The sequence below is a fragment of the Salmonella sp. HY31 genome (assembly GCF_042604575.1).
In the GTDB taxonomy this organism is placed as follows: Bacteria; Pseudomonadota; Gammaproteobacteria; order Enterobacterales; family Enterobacteriaceae; genus Salmonella; species Salmonella diarizonae.
In genome coordinates this window covers 3,292,290-3,307,257 of the sequence record NZ_CP170479.1, presented here as the reverse complement: position 1 = coordinate 3,307,257, position 14,968 = coordinate 3,292,290, and the positions used below count along the sequence as shown (strand labels likewise).

Here is a 14,968-nt window from a genome sequence, read left to right as displayed (position 1 = left end):
GCGCGCTATCAGGTAGCGCTAAACAGGGGTTTAGTAAGCGTAAAGGGTAGCACCTGGCCATTCGCCGGCGTCGACTAACTGACGCATGACTTTGGTGAGTACCACTCTGGCGGCAAGACCGGCGGGCGTCAGCTCATCATCCGACAGGCTGACTAAAAAGTTGGGGCGGCTGAGTATCGGATTATGGACGCCGATCACGCGTAGCGCGTCGTTATCCAGATGAGAAATCGCCGCGCCGGGCTGTAACGTGGCGCCAAGGCCGTCGCGCACGGCGCGCATCAACAACGCCAGGCCGTCAATTTCCGCAACGATCTCAACGTTAAGCGCATGTTCCTGGCATACAGCGTCCAGCCTGCCGCGCAGTCCGTGTCCCTGGCTCGGCATAATGAGCGGAATGTCTGCCAGTTGTTCAGGCGTGATCGGGTTATCAGGAAGCGCCGCCAGCAGGGCATGGGAGCCAATCAGAAAAAGCTGTTCTTCAAGGATCGGTCTGGCGCTCCAGCGCAGGATTTTATCTTTTTGAAAGACAACGGCTAAATCAATCTGGCGGGTATTAATCATTCTTTCAAGATTACCGGACAAGCTTTCCACCACATGCAGTCGGACATCGGCATAGTTTTCCTGCATGGCATGGATAAAAGGTATACCCAGTATGGAGGCGGTACTGGGGGCCATTCCTACGCTCACATGACCGGAAAGACGTGCTTCTCTTGCGGCGAGAATCGCGTCGTCGGCATGACGCAGGGCGAGTTGTGCCTGTGAATAAAAGGCCAGCCCGGCGTTGGTCGGCGTTACGCCGCGCGAGGTGCGCTGCAACAGACGGATGGCAAGCTCGTTTTCCAGACGGGACATCTGCTGGCTTAAGGCTGAAACGCCAATATCAAGATCCTGCGCGGCGCTACCCATACTGCCGGTTTCAATAATACGCACGAAATAGCGTAACTGGCGAAGCTCCATTCCTGCTCTCCTGAGATGCGATAGCGGTTTTTTTACATTAAATCAACATCAAGCAGCAGGAAAGAGGAGGATATAAAAAAGCCAACCGGGCGGTTGGCTCTTCGAAAGATTTATACTTATTTGGTCGCGTCATCGTGCGCGTGCTCGTCTTCGCGGCAGTCGCCTTCAGCGCAGTGGCCGTAAAGATAGAGGCTGTGATTAGTTAAACGAATACCGTGTCTCGCCGCAATTTCACGCTGGCGCGCTTCAATAGAATCATCACTAAATTCAATCACTTTTCCGCAGTCAAGGCAGATAAGATGATCGTGATGATGCTGTTGCGTCAGTTCAAAAACGGATTTACCGCCTTCAAAATTATGGCGGGTCACGATACCGGCATCGTCAAACTGGTTCAGCACACGGTACACGGTTGCCAGACCGATTTCTTCACCCATGTCGATCAGGCGTTTGTATAAATCTTCCGCACTGACGTGATGGTTATCTGGTTCCTGAAGAACTTCCAGAATTTTTAAACGAGGAAGCGTTACTTTCAGGCCAGCCTTCTTTAATGCGGTATTGTTGTCAGTCATGCGGAATCTGTCCTGTTGCTAAACGATTCACTTCATTAGAGAAGTGGCAGAAATTGCACTCAAGATAATGCGTATCATTATAGGACTGCCATGCCGAAATGAAAACCGCAAGTCTCTCGCAGATGTTAATAAAACTGTGGTTTTGCCTGCAAATTCTGGCGCCACCTGATTACACCCGGACATTGTACAGGGATGGGTGTGAAAGTTACAAATTTGTAGCAATTATTTTGATTGGTCTTGTCTATTGATGCGGCGCAGACGTAATGCTGCGCCGCATAAGATTAGGCGTTGAGGATGTCGTCGAGGTGCAATTCAGCCGAAATTTGCTTGACCCATTTTTCAACACGCTCGGCGGTCAGTTCAGGCTGACGGTCTTCGTCAATCGCCAGGCCGACAAAATGATCGTCATCAGCCAGACCCTTAGAGGCTTCAAAATGATAGCCTGCGGTTGGCCAGTGACCCACAATCGTGGCGCCGCGCGGCTCAATAATGTCGCGAATAGTGCCCAGCGCATCACAGAAGTATTCCGCGTAGTCTTCCTGATCGCCACAGCCAAACAGCGCCACCAGCTTACCGTTAAAGTCAATCTCTTCGAGAGTCGGGAAGAAGTCATCCCAGTCACATTGTGCTTCGCCATAGTACCAGGTTGGGATGCCCAGCAGCAGAATGTCATACCCTTCCAGGTCTTCTTTACTGCTTTTTGCAATGTCATGCACATCGGCAACGTCTTTACCAAGCTGTTTTTGAATCATTTTTGCGATATTTTCGGTATTACCGGTGTCGCTGCCGAAAAAGATGCCAGTGATTGCCATGAGTAAAATAACCTCTTGAAACTTATTGAAATGGTGGTGGCGAATTGCCCACGGATAAGGGCAATCATAGCAGAACAGGCAGATATGCGGAAACAGCAATCACGCGGGACTGCACGCTCTGCTACACGAAATATGAAACAAAACTTGTTTTCAGACTAAACCCTGGCCGCGCAGCGCCATAAGCTGCTTCATTAACATTTCTTCAATGAGCTCGCTGCGGCTAATGTTGCGCGCTTCGGCCAGTTCATTCAGCGCGTCAACAGCTTGTGCGTTGAGTTTTAATTCGACACGCTTGAGGCCACGAACTTTGTCGCGTTTTAACTGGTTACGCTTATTGATGCGTAACTGTTCATCGCGCGAAAGCGGATTCGTTTTAGGTCGTCCCGGGCGACGCTCGTGCGCGAACAGATCTAATGTCGTACGGTCCGTTTGTTCTTTGGCCATGATTTTGGTGACTTCGGGGGAAACAATCAGCCAGGCTTATGCCCGGATGGATAGCGCGCCATCATACATCAGCGAGGAAGCGACGCCAACGCCCACGCGCGTAATCGCGCACAGGCGATGAGTTTTTAATCAGTTAGCGCTTATCGTGCAGATAACGGCGGATGGCGCGCAGAACCGCCTCTGGTTTTTCGGCATGTACCCAGTGGCCCGCGCCGGCTATCACATGCGCGCGCGCCAAAGGGAATTGCGCCAGCAGCGCGTCGCGGTACGCTTCGGTCACGTACGGCGAGTTACCGCCTGGAATAAACAGCGCCGGATGTTCCCAGGCCGGAATGGTTTTCCAGCCGACGATATGCGGATACTGCTCCCATAATACCGGAACATTAAAACGCCATTCGCCTTCAGCCCAGGATTTTAACAGAAACTGGATCACGCCTTCTTCGTTAAGATGCTGGCGCATAATACCTGCCGCCTGTTGGCGGGATGTAGCGTCGGATTCGCTTACGGCGTTAATGGCCGCGAAAATGCGATCGTGGCGGCGAACGTGATAATCCACGGGGGCGATATCAATCGCGACCAGACGATCGATGCGATCGGGCGCCAGCGCCGTCAGCGCCATTACCGCTTTTCCGCCCATGGAATGACCAATAAAAGTCGCTTTCTCGATCTGCTGCGCGTCAAGCGTATCCAGCAGATCCTGGGCCATTGCCGGATAATCCATGACCGGATCGCGCGGCGATAAACCATGATTGCGCATATCGACCTGAATAATGTTGTGATCGGTCACCAGATCGCGCGCCAGTACGCCGAGGTTGTCCAGGCTGCCAAACAGGCCATGAACGAGAACGATGGGGGAATTATTGTGCAGGTTTTGTGCAGATTGCGCTCGGATATTTAATTTCATGGCAAAGTTCTTTTTTTCGCTCTGTCGGGTTAGGGTATTATGTTGACCATTCTGCCACTGGGCTGCAACCTCTAAGGTTTACTCCGAGTTTTTTTGTCAGCCGGGCTTAACGCTATCCGCTGTTGGGATTTGTTCCTATAATCCCAATGACTTGTATTCAGCAAAGACATCGCACTGGATTAAGATGAAAACGATTGAAGTTGATGATGAACTCTATAGCTATATTGCCAGCCACACCAAGCATATCGGCGAGAGCGCATCCGACATTTTACGGCGTATGTTGAAGTTTTCCGCCACGACACAGCCAACTGCTTCGGCGGCGAAAGGGACGCCTGCGGCGCAACCCGTCGCAGAAGCGAAACCGGCCAATCCGGTAAAAGACAAAGTTCGCGCGATGCGTGAGCTGCTGTTGTCTGACGAATATGCCGAGCAGAAAAAAGCGGTCAATCGCTTTATGCTGATTCTGACTACACTCTATTCACTGGATCACCACGCGTTTGCGGAGGCGACGGAGTCGTTGCATGGCCGCACGCGCGTCTATTTTGCGGCGGATGAACAAACGCTGCTGAAAAATGGGAATCAAACTAAACCTAAGCACGTTCCCGGCACGCCGTATTGGGTGATCACCAACACCAACACCGGCCGTAAATGCAGCATGATCGAACATATCATGCAGTCAATGCAATTCCCGGCGGAATTGATTGAAAAGGTTTGCGGAACAATTTAATCCTTGCATTAGAAGGACCAGGCAATGGCAATCCACAACCGCGCAGGACAACCCGCGCAACAAAGTGATTTGATTAACGTCGCCCAACTGACGGCGCAGTATTATGTACTGAAACCGGAGGCAGGGAATGCAGAACATGCCGTGAAATTTGGCACCTCCGGCCATCGCGGTAGCGCAGGTCGTCACAGTTTCAACGAACCGCATATTCTGGCAATCGCCCAGGCGATTGCTGAGGAGCGGACGAAGAACGGCATTACCGGCCCCTGCTATGTGGGGAAAGACACCCATGCGCTCTCGGAACCGGCCTTCATTTCCGTGCTGGAAGTGCTGGCGGCAAACGGCGTAGACGTTATCGTGCAGGAAAATAATGGCTTCACGCCAACGCCTGCCGTGTCAAATGCTATCCTGGTCCATAACAAAAAAGGCGGCCCGCTGGCAGACGGTATTGTGATTACGCCGTCGCATAACCCGCCGGAAGATGGCGGCATTAAATATAATCCGCCTAATGGCGGCCCGGCAGATACCAACGTCACTAAAGTCGTGGAGGACCGCGCCAATGCGCTGCTGGCTGACGGCCTGCAAGGCGTTAAACGTATTTCTCTGGATGCGGCAATGGCCTCGGGTCACGTTAAAGCAGTAGATCTGGTACAACCGTTTGTCGAAGGACTGGCGGATATCGTTGATATGGCAGCGATTCAGAAAGCCGGTCTGACGCTGGGCGTTGATCCGCTGGGCGGCTCCGGTATCGAATACTGGAAACGTATCGCTGAGCATTACAAACTTAACCTGACGTTAGTCAACGATCAGGTTGATCAAACCTTCCGCTTTATGCACCTTGATAAAGATGGCGCGATCCGCATGGATTGCTCCTCCGAATGTGCGATGGCGGGTTTGCTGGCGCTGCGGGACAAGTTTGACCTGGCCTTCGCCAACGACCCGGACTATGACCGTCATGGCATCGTGACGCCTGCGGGGCTGATGAATCCGAACCATTATCTGGCGGTCGCCATCAACTATCTGTTTCAGCATCGCCCACAATGGGGCAAAGACGTGGCCGTCGGTAAAACGCTGGTCTCTTCCGCGATGATTGACCGCGTGGTGAATGATTTGGGACGCAAGCTGGTGGAAGTGCCGGTAGGCTTCAAATGGTTTGTTGACGGTTTGTTCGACGGCAGCTTCGGTTTCGGCGGGGAAGAAAGCGCGGGCGCTTCGTTCCTGCGTTTCGACGGTACGCCGTGGTCTACCGATAAAGACGGTATCATTATGTGCCTGCTGGCGGCGGAAATCACCGCCGTTACCGGGAAAAACCCGCAAGAGCATTACAATGAACTGGCAGCGCGTTTTGGCGCGCCGAGCTATAACCGTCTGCAGGCGGCAGCGACATCGGCCCAGAAAGCGGCATTGTCTAAACTGTCTCCGGAAATGGTGAGCGCCAGCACGCTGGCAGGCGACCCGATCACCGCGCGTCTTACCGCAGCGCCGGGTAATGGCGCATCGATTGGCGGCCTGAAGGTAATGACCGACAACGGCTGGTTCGCCGCGCGTCCATCCGGTACGGAAGACGCTTACAAGATCTATTGCGAAAGCTTCCTGGGGGAAGAACACCGCAAGCAAATTGAGAAAGAAGCCGTTGAAATCGTTAGCGAAGTATTGAAAAACGCCTGATGGGTGATACTGAAGAAAAAGGAGCCGAGAGGCTCCTTTTTTGTATTAACGTCTATTTGCCTGATAGCGCTGTGCTTATCAGGCCTATAAATCGCCCCCAGGCCGGATAAAGCGCTTGTGATGTCTGGCTTATTCGCTCTGAGTCGCCAGATGTCGGCGGCAGGTGAGGGCGTCGCATTCAATACGCACCACGCAAACCGCTTTCATCATATCTTCCCGATAACTGAAGTTTTTTCCCGGATCGGTCTGGCGCATAATGACGTCCAGGCCATAGCGCATCTCCTCGCGCGTTTGCAATATCGATGCCAGCCCGGTGGCGAAAACGCTGGTGTAGGCGTAGCTATAATCACAGGGGTCATCGGCGCGCAGTAATGCGTGGTCGCCGTCCATTTCAATGCATACTGCCGGGTTTTTGCGTAACAGACGCATCTTTTTCCCGGTGCGTGCGCCGTGAAAATAAAATATCCAGCGCCCGTTCTGATACTCATAGCCAAAATTTACGGGGACAACATACGGGCAGAGATTGTCGTTAAATCCTATCCGACACACTTCGTGTTTACCGAGAATAGCCAGTATTTCTGCTATGTCAGTGACTTCCCGTTCTGGATTACTCATTTCTATTATCTTATTCAAAGAGTGAAAATACCCGGACTGCCGTTACCGCAGTCCGGGCACGCCATCAGCCGTGTTTATTTTTCAATTCAAAACGCGGTGAGACCAGGCCATATAACGTCCAGCCGAGGAAGGTCACAATTGAGCCGTACAGCATGGCTTCTTCACCGGAGGAATATAGCGCGTAGAAGCTATACATGGCGCCTACGAAGGCCACGAAGTTAGCGACTTTCGCTTTTGATGACGGCACATTCGCCATTTTCTGAATGATAACCAGCGCGGCCATCGACAGAATATACGGAATAATGTTCGTCACCACCGCCAGGTTAACCAGGACGTTAAACTGACTATTCAGCGACGGGCTAATAGTCATCAGCGACAGGCCAGTCTGAATAATCACAATAATCAACATCCCCTGTACCGGCGCGTCGACTTTCGTTACGCGAGAGAAGACTTTCGGGAAATAGCCTTCGTCAGAGGAGGATTTAAAGACCTGGGCGATAGTGAACTGCCAGCCCAGCAATGAGCCGCAGCAGGACATCACCATCAGCGCCATGATCACTTTACCTACCGCAGGCGTGAACATCTGTGCAAACGCCAGACCAAACGGTGCCGTGGAGTTCGCCAGATCCATGTTTGGCACAATCCCGGCAATCACGTTAGTCGAAACGATATAGATGACCGCCGCGCCCAGCGTACCGCCCAGTACCGCGATGGGGACGTTCTTTTCCGGATTCTCGACCACGTCTGCGTTGGCGCAGGCGGATTCCAGTCCAAGAAATGCCCACAACGTCATCGCGATGGAAGAGCCGACCGCGCTAAAGAACGGAACATGGTGCGGGTTCCATGACGCCACGTACATGCTGGGGCTAAACCAGAACCAGCCGATGATGCACAGGCCGATAACCGGGATGATGACGCCCCAGACGGTAACGCTACTGATCTGTCCGGTGATACGCGCGCCGCCAAAGTTTGCGATGGTACAAATCCATAATACGGCGATAGTCGCTAGCCCGATCTGGATCGGCGTCAGCGCGGCGCCGAACAACTCGGTGCCATAACCGACAGCGGAGATGGCGATAGCAACGTTGGCGATCAGCAGCGAGACGCCGTAGGTATAGTTCGCCATAAAGTTGCCGGATTTACCGAAGGCATATTCGGCGTAGCCGCCCATGCCGCCGGATTTACGGCTAAACATACCGCATTTCGCAAACGCCCATGCCAGCGCCATCGAGCCGACGGCGGTGACCAGCCAGGAGATAATGGATATCGTGCCGACTTCAGACAGTTTGGTCGGTAGCATGATGATCCCGGAACCCATCATGTTGACCATGGTCAGAATTGTGAGCTGCACGACACCCATTTTATTGGATTTAGGTTTACTCATAATTTTTCCTCCTTCAGCAGGGAGCGCTGCGCGTCGCGAGGCTTAATCACGTAGCACCAGACCTGCTTACGGCCGTCGTGTTCTTCGATATAAACGCCCTGCAGTTCAGGCGCAAAGCCCGGCAGCAGGTTGATCCCTTCTTCCAGGGCGCTGAAGTAACGCAGGACAGAACCGCCCCAGATTTCACCCGGAACTACACACAGTACTCCCGGCGGGTAAGGCAGAGCGCCTTCAGCCGCGATACGACCTTCCGCTTCCGGCAGGCGAACCAGTTCGACCTCGCCGCGCAGATAGGCATAGTTGGCCTCTTGCGGATTCATACTGACTTTCGGGAAATGCGATTTACGGAACATCTCTTTTTGCAGTTGTTTCACATTATGCCGCGCATAGAGATCGTGCATCTCCTGGCAAAGCTGACGCAGGGTATAGCCGGCATAACGCGCTTCATGCTGTTTGTAGATGGACGGTAATACTTCCGCTAACGGCGCATCGGCTTCCAGCAGTTTTTCGAAACGAGCCAGCAGAGCGACAAGCTGTTGCAATTTCGCCATGTCTTCTGCCGGTGTCAGCAGGAACAGAATGGAGTTGAGATCGCATTTTTCCGGCACAACGCCGTTCTCGCGCAGGAAGTTGGCGAGGATCGTGGCAGGAACGCCAAAGTCTTCATATTCGCCGCTCGCTGCATTAATGCCCGGCGTGGTGAGCAGCAGTTTGCAAGGGTCGACAAAATACTGATGTTCGGCATAGCCTTCAAACGCATGCCAGTGTTCGCCCGGGACGAAGTGGAAGAAACGCAGATCGCTGGCGATTTCCGACGTCGGGTATGACTGCCACGGCTTGCCGTCAATCAGTTCCGGTACGAACGGACGGATGTGATGACAGTTTTCGAGGATTAATTTACGGGCATCGATGCCGTTGACCACGCAATCCATCCACATATTGCGACCGCTGACGCCTTCGTGCATTTTGGCGTTAACGTCCAGCGCGGCGAACAGCGGATAGAACGGGCTGGTGGAGGCGTGCATCATAAAGGCGTTGTTCATGCGCTTATGCGGAACGTAGCGCGGTTGCCCTTTGATATGGCTATCTTTTTTATGGATCTGCGAGGTCTGGGAGAACCCGGCTTGTTGTTTGTGAACGGACTGCGTCACCAGAATACCCGGATCGTTTTCGTTCAGTTCCAGCAGCAGCGGCGAACAATCGGCCATCATCGGAATAAATTGTTCATAGCCGACCCAGGCGGAGTCAAACAGGATGTAGTCGCACAGATGACCAATTTTATCGACGACCTGACGGGCGTTATAGATGGTACCGTCGTAGGTGCCTAACTGGATGACGGCCAGACGGAACGGACGAGCCTCGCGGGCGCGCTGCGGTGCGACTTCGTTAATCAGCTCGCGCAGGTAATCTTCTTCGAAGCAGTGAGCGTCGATGCCGCCGATAAAACCATACGGGTTACGCGCGGTTTCCAGATAAACTGGCGTTGCGCCCGCCTGCAATAATGCGCCGTGGTGGTTAGATTTGTGGTTGTTACGGTCAAACAGTACCAGATCGCCCGGCGTTAACAGCGCGTTTAGTACGACTTTGTTAGAGGAGGAGGTCCCGTTCAGCACAAAGTAGGTCTTATCGGCGTTAAAGACTTTCGCCGCATGTTGCTGCGCAATGCAAGGTGCGCCTTCGTGAATCAGCAGATCGCCCATAGCCACATCCGCGTTGCATAGGTCGGAGCGGAAGAGCGTTTCGCCAAAGTATTCCACGAACTGATTACCGGCAGGATGACGGCGGAAGAATTCGCCGCCCTGGTGCCCCGGGCAGTCAAATGCGCTGTTGCCCTGGTTGACATAATCCACCAGCGCGCGGAAAAACGGCGGACGTAACTGCGTTTCGTAATGGCTTGCCGCGGTTTCCAACTGGCGGCCATAGAAAGCAGTACGGGATTCATTATATTCGAATACACCAGAGATACGCGGCAGATACTCAGGCGGTACGCGCCCTTCGTCATGTGTCGCGACAAAGACGGGAATACCGTAACCCGTTGCGTCTATTTCATCGAGTTTTCCTCGTTCAATATCGTCGATGGATAACACGATGGCAGCCACGTCGATGAAACGACTCTCATCAACATTTACAATATTACGCTGTGTAGAAAAACAATCCGGGCAATGACGGCTAACGGCAATTTTTAATTCTGACATTTTTTCATCTCTTTATTTCAGGTAATAGCAGGCCCTCAATTTCTCGAATGAGAAACTGATTCTTCCGGAAAAAATAAAAGCTATCCCGCTGATAAAAAATCAGTAAATTAGCTTTATTTTAGATGTAATAAACCCTAACCCGTCCGGTCGCAGGAAATACAGGATTTAAGAGGTTGAGTACTACGATATACAGGCGGAAACCGTGATAACTAAAACTGCGCTGAGTCGGAATTTCTTCTGTCAGACCAGGTGGTTACCGGGATTGGCGTAAAGGAATTACCGTACTGCTGCTTTTAACAATTCGAGTTATTTAGGCAATAGACCTGAATGACATAAGGGTCGGAAAGACCTGTATGCTGAAGTACCCGTAGCAGAAAAACTACCGGGCATTAAAAAAATGAAAGTCGAAACTATTACGGTGGGCAAACATCATAATATGCGTTGTCCGCCTTATATGGGGCATAAAACGATTATTATTTTCCATTTTGAGATCCTTTCATTGATTTATTGAAAGCATGGATATTTTATCCAGGAAGCGCCAGCGATCTGTGAACCAGATCAACAAAAAACGATCATTTGAAAAATAATTAGTCGGCGATTATGCATATCGTGCTGTGAGATAATAAGTTGTTTATTCAATGTTAATTAAATGTTTTTTATATTCTCCATAAAATATAATATCGCCGCGAAAATAATTATTCGCGGTACCGAAAATAAATGACATAAAAGTTATAATTTATTTAAAAATAATGAATAGCTATTCATGGCATAAAGCGATAGCCAATTCCTGTTTCGGTAATAAAATGGCGTGGACGGGTGGGATCTTGTTCCAGTTTCTGGCGTAAATGTCCCATATAGATGCGCAAATAGTGGCTATGCTCCACGGCGTTAGGGCCCCAGACCTGGTTTAATAACTGCCGTTGGGTTAATACTTTGCCGGCATTATTGAGTAATACCGCCAGCAGGCGGAACTCAATCGGCGTCAGATGGATTTCTTCGTCGCCACGGTGGATCAACCGTGCGGCGAGATCGACCGTCACGCTGGAAAAGCGGACGATCGGATCGGCGCAAGGGCTGGCGGCGTGCCGTCGCAGCGCGACACGCAAACGCGCCTGCAACTCGCCAATGCCGAATGGCTTGCTCAGGTAATCGTCAGCTCCGGCGTCAAGCGCGGCAATCTTATCGCTTTCTTCGCTGCGGGCGGAAAGGACAATCACCGGTATTGCGCTCCACTGACGCAGGTCGCGAATGAAATCGATTCCGTCGCCGTCCGGCAGGCCGAGATCGAGAATAATCAGGTCGGGCTTTCGCGTGGCGGCTTCCAGTAAACCACGTTGTAATGTTTCAGCTTCATACACGCGCAGGCCGTCGCCTTCCAGCGCGGCGCGCAGAAAGCGGCGGATGGCCTGTTCATCTTCAACAATCAGAACGTTTGTCACATATCCTCATGAAAATCATCAAGTTCAGGTGGCTTTCCTTGCGGCAGCGTAACACGGAAACAGGCGCCGCCCTGCGGTCGATTATAGGCGGTAAGCGTGCCGCCGTGTACCTCTACGATAGCATGGCAAATCGCCAGCCCCACGCCGGGAACGGCGGACTCTTTGTTGCCGCGGGCGAACTTATCGAAAATCATCTGTTCCTGCCCCGCAGGAATACCCGGACCGTTATCCCAGACATCCAGTTGTAAACGATTGTCCTTAACCGCAGCATCAATGCCGATACTGGCCTGCGGTCCGGCGTACTTAACCGCGTTTTCCAACAAGTTGATCAGGACACGCTCAAATAAGGGGCCATCGACATGGATAAGCGTTAACTGTTGCGGCAGCGACAGGGTAATCGGATGCAATAAACCCGGTTCTAACATCTGTAACGCGCTCCCGACGACCTCTTCCAGCGTGAGCCACTCTTTCTTAAGATTAAACCCGCCGGACTGAATACGCGCCATATCCAGCAAATTATTCACCAGCCGGGTAGTATTGAGAATATGCTGGCGGATTTCACTGGCCTGACGCGCGTGGGGCGATCCTGCGCTGGCTAAATCCAGCGTCAGAATTTCCGCCTGGCCGAACAATACCGTCAGCGGCGTGCGTAAATCATGCGACAGCGCCGCCAGCAGCGCATTGCGAATACTTTCGCGCTCGCTGGCGAGACGCGCCTGTTCTTCGCTGGCGGTCAGCGCCAGTCGTTCCAGCGCGTTGGCGACAAGCAGAGTGAATGTTTCCAGCAGGCGTTGCTGCTCCGGCACCATTAACTGACGCAAATTACCCGGTTCGACGATAGCCAGACCGTGCGTTTTATCGGCGCTTTTCAGCGGCAGGATTTGATAAGGCACGCCAGGGAGGGTATCGGTGCCTGCGCCGGCAGGCTGGCCTTTATCAAAACTCCAGCGTGCAATCGCGTCGTCCCACGGCGTTATGCCTTGCTGGTGGGTGAGAGGCAGCAACTTACCGTTAGCATCAGGTAATAAAATTTGGCTGCGCGCCTGAAACGTCGAGGCGATAAACCGCTCGCTGGTAGCGGCGATATCATGTTCGCTACGCCCGACGGCCAGCGCTTTAGACATTTCATATAAATGGCGGGTACGCTGTTCCCGATAACGGGCGACGCGCGCCTGATAGCGCACCCCAGCAGTAAGATTGCCAATTACCAGACCTACCGTCAGCATCACGGCAAAGGTCAGTAAATACTGCACGTCCGAAACGGCGAGCGTACCGCGTGGCGCGATAAAAAAGAGATCGAAACTCGCCACGTTAATCACCGTCGCCACCACCGACGGCCAGCGTCCGTAAAGCAGCGCAATCACCACTACGCCCAGCAAATAGAGCATCACCAGATTGGCGGCGTCGAAAGTGACAAGCCACTGCATAGCGATAAGCGTGGTGATGGCGCAAAGCGCCACGGCGACCAGACAGCCCTGAATCTGTCCACGCCATTTCTCTTTGAAAGTTCGGTTATCAGGTGCTTGCGTCAACGCGCGGGCAGGGGGGTCTTCCAGCGCGACGATCACCTGATCGAGATCCGGCGCGCGCCTGGCAAGACGGTCGGCGAAAGCGTCGCGTCGCCACCAGCGTCGCGACGCCGGACGGCCCATTACGATTTTCCCCAGATTATGCTCGCGGGCATAGCGCACGACCGCTTTCTCTTCGGCGGGATCGGACAGGGTGGCGGTTTCCGCGCCAAGTTCCTGCGCCAGGCGCAGCGCGCTTAAAATAGCCCGCCGTTGCTTTTCCGGTAAGCGGTGTAACGTCGGCGTTTCGACATAGACGGCGTGCCAGACGCTGCCGAGCCGGGAGGCCAGACGCGCCGCGGTACGCACCAGTTTTTCGCTGCCGGTGTTATGCCCGATACACAGTAAAATCGCATCGCGGGTATGCCATACTTTTTCTTCGCCCGGATGCGCGCGCCAGGCGCGCATCTGATCGTCCACGCGATCGGCTGTCCGGCGCAGCGCCAGCTCGCGTAGGGCGATCAGATTTCCCTTGCGGAAAAAATGTTCAATAGCGCGTTCCGCCTGACCGGCGATATACACTTTACCTTCGTTGAGCCGTTGGCGCAGATCGTCGGGCGGCAGATCGACCAGTACGATTTCATCGGCGGCATCGAAAAAGGGATCGGGGACGGTTTCGCGCACCTGAATCCCCGTGACGCCGCTTACCACATCGTTCAGACTTTCCAGGTGTTGTACGTTCACGGTGGTAAAAACGTCGATTCCCGCTTCCAGCAACTCTTCAATATCCTGCCAGCGCTTAGGATGGCGTGAGCCAGGCGCGTTACTGTGCGCCAGCTCATCCATTAAAATCAGCGCTGGACGCCGGGCGAGGGCGGCATCCAGGTCAAATTCGCGAATTTGCCGCCCCCGGTGCGTGTGACGTTTTGGCGGCAGGACGGTCAGCCCGTCAAGCAGTGCGGCGGTCTCTTTACGGCCGTGTGTCTCTACCACGCCGATCACCACATCCAGCCCCTGCGCTCGCAGCCGCTGCGCTTGTGCCAGCATCGCCCAGGTCTTTCCGACGCCTGCGCAGGCGCCGAAGAAAATTTTCAACTTCCCCCGGTGGGGCGGGGGCGTTTGTTCCAACAAGCGATCCGGGTCAGGACGCAAGGGTTCGTCGTTCATTTCGCTTTGTGTCCCTGTAGCGCATCCAGCGCCAGATTAAGCTCAACAATATTTACCACCGGTTGCCCAAGAAAGCGCGTCAGCGGCCTGTGCGTATATTCTGCAACCAGTTGCGCCACCTGTTCAACGGGAAGCTGGCGAGCCGCCGCCACGCGGGGGATTTGCCATGCCGCGGCGTCGGGCGTCAGGTTATTATCCAGCCCGCTTGCCGACGCCGTCGCCAGCTCAACCGGAACCGCGGAGCCCGCCTGGGGGTTAGCGGCGCGTAGCGCGGCGACGCGGGCCTGTATTTGCGCATCCAGTTCGGGATTGTTGGCGGCCAGGTTGCTCCCGCCCGACGCCAGTGGATTATAAGGCATATCGGCGGTGGCGGAGGGCCGGCCATGAAAATAGCCCGCGGCGGTAAACGATTGTCCGATAAGCGCTGAGCCGCGTATCACATTGCCTTTATGAATCAGCGATCCATTAGCCTGCCAGGGAAACCACCACTGCCCCAGCGCCGTGGTCAGAAGCGGATACACGCCGCCGGTCAATAACAGCAGAAATAACATTGTCGAAAAAGCAGGACGTAAACCGATCATC

Annotated in this window: 14 protein-coding genes; 2 read left to right on the top strand and 12 right to left on the bottom strand. The window is 53.6% G+C overall.

The genetic code is table 11. The annotated features are described in order from the left end of the window. Nucleotides 1–30 precede the first annotated feature (30 nt). The 5 genes from tcuR to ybfF form a co-directional block, all read right to left on the bottom strand. Nucleotides 31–957, bottom strand: a complete 927-nt coding sequence (gene tcuR / locus ACE15A_RS15720; protein ID WP_053510845.1) for a tricarballylate utilization LysR family transcriptional regulator TcuR — start codon at nucleotides 955–957, stop codon at nucleotides 31–33. Between the two features lie 116 nt (nucleotides 958–1,073). Continuing rightward, nucleotides 1,074–1,526 (bottom strand): ferric iron uptake transcriptional regulator, encoded by a 453-nt coding sequence (gene fur, locus ACE15A_RS15715; RefSeq protein ID WP_023248877.1) that lies wholly within the window; start codon nucleotides 1,524–1,526, stop codon nucleotides 1,074–1,076. 281 nt (nucleotides 1,527–1,807) lie between these two features. Continuing rightward, entirely contained in the window at nucleotides 1,808–2,338 is a 531-nt protein-coding gene (fldA, locus tag ACE15A_RS15710; RefSeq protein ID WP_001018620.1) for a flavodoxin FldA, read from the bottom strand. A 150-nt stretch (nucleotides 2,339–2,488) separates the two neighbouring features. Further along, on the bottom strand, nucleotides 2,489–2,782 hold the full coding sequence (gene ybfE / locus ACE15A_RS15705) for a LexA regulated protein (protein ID WP_023248876.1): 294 nt from the start codon (nucleotides 2,780–2,782) through the stop codon (nucleotides 2,489–2,491). Between the two features lie 133 nt (nucleotides 2,783–2,915). Continuing rightward, nucleotides 2,916–3,686, bottom strand: coding sequence for an esterase (gene ybfF / locus ACE15A_RS15700; RefSeq protein ID WP_053510847.1), 771 nt, complete (start codon nucleotides 3,684–3,686; stop codon nucleotides 2,916–2,918). Nucleotides 3,687–3,870: 184 nt separating this feature from the next. Between ybfF and seqA the strand changes: the two genes are divergently transcribed. Together seqA and pgm are read left to right on the top strand one after the other, a co-directional pair. Then, nucleotides 3,871–4,413, top strand: a complete 543-nt coding sequence (seqA, locus tag ACE15A_RS15695) for a replication initiation negative regulator SeqA (RefSeq protein ID WP_000848392.1) — start codon at nucleotides 3,871–3,873, stop codon at nucleotides 4,411–4,413. 24 nt (nucleotides 4,414–4,437) lie between these two features. Beyond that, entirely contained in the window at nucleotides 4,438–6,078 is a 1,641-nt protein-coding gene (gene pgm / locus ACE15A_RS15690) for a phosphoglucomutase (alpha-D-glucose-1,6-bisphosphate-dependent) (protein WP_023248873.1), read from the top strand. 129 nt (nucleotides 6,079–6,207) lie between these two features. Here the strand turns inward: pgm and ACE15A_RS15685 are convergent, their stop codons facing one another. The 7 genes from ACE15A_RS15685 to kdpC all read right to left on the bottom strand — a co-directional run bounded on the left by ACE15A_RS15685 (nucleotide 6,208) and on the right by kdpC (nucleotide 14,967). Further along, on the bottom strand, nucleotides 6,208–6,693 hold the full coding sequence (locus ACE15A_RS15685) for a pyridoxamine 5'-phosphate oxidase family protein (RefSeq protein WP_053510850.1): 486 nt from the start codon (nucleotides 6,691–6,693) through the stop codon (nucleotides 6,208–6,210). A gap of 64 nt (nucleotides 6,694–6,757) precedes the next feature. Further along, nucleotides 6,758–8,077 carry a putrescine-ornithine antiporter gene (potE, locus tag ACE15A_RS15680; protein ID WP_129382459.1) on the bottom strand — a complete coding sequence of 440 codons (1,320 nt, stop codon included), beginning with the start codon at nucleotides 8,075–8,077 and terminating at the stop codon, nucleotides 6,758–6,760. Further along, the gene (speF, locus tag ACE15A_RS15675; protein ID WP_023248871.1) at nucleotides 8,074–10,272 is read right to left on the bottom strand and encodes an ornithine decarboxylase SpeF; all 2,199 of its coding nucleotides are present in this window, start codon (nucleotides 10,270–10,272) and stop codon (nucleotides 8,074–8,076) included. Before speF ends, potE begins: the two co-directional genes overlap by 4 nt. Nucleotides 10,273–10,651: 379 nt before the next feature. Next, nucleotides 10,652–10,756, bottom strand: a complete 105-nt coding sequence (gene speFL / locus ACE15A_RS15670) for a leader peptide SpeFL (protein WP_015632840.1) — start codon at nucleotides 10,754–10,756, stop codon at nucleotides 10,652–10,654. Between the two features lie 277 nt (nucleotides 10,757–11,033). Continuing rightward, complete coding sequence (kdpE, locus tag ACE15A_RS15665) at nucleotides 11,034–11,711, bottom strand: two-component system response regulator KdpE (protein WP_023180512.1); 678 nt, start codon at nucleotides 11,709–11,711, stop codon at nucleotides 11,034–11,036. Continuing rightward, entirely contained in the window at nucleotides 11,708–14,386 is a 2,679-nt protein-coding gene (gene kdpD / locus ACE15A_RS15660) for a two-component system sensor histidine kinase KdpD (protein WP_053510855.1), read from the bottom strand. Before kdpD ends, kdpE begins: the two co-directional genes overlap by 4 nt. Next, nucleotides 14,383–14,967, bottom strand: coding sequence for a potassium-transporting ATPase subunit KdpC (kdpC, locus tag ACE15A_RS15655; protein ID WP_053510874.1), 585 nt, complete (start codon nucleotides 14,965–14,967; stop codon nucleotides 14,383–14,385). The genes kdpD and kdpC overlap by 4 nt, the downstream gene beginning before the upstream one ends. Nucleotide 14,968 lies beyond the last annotated feature (1 nt).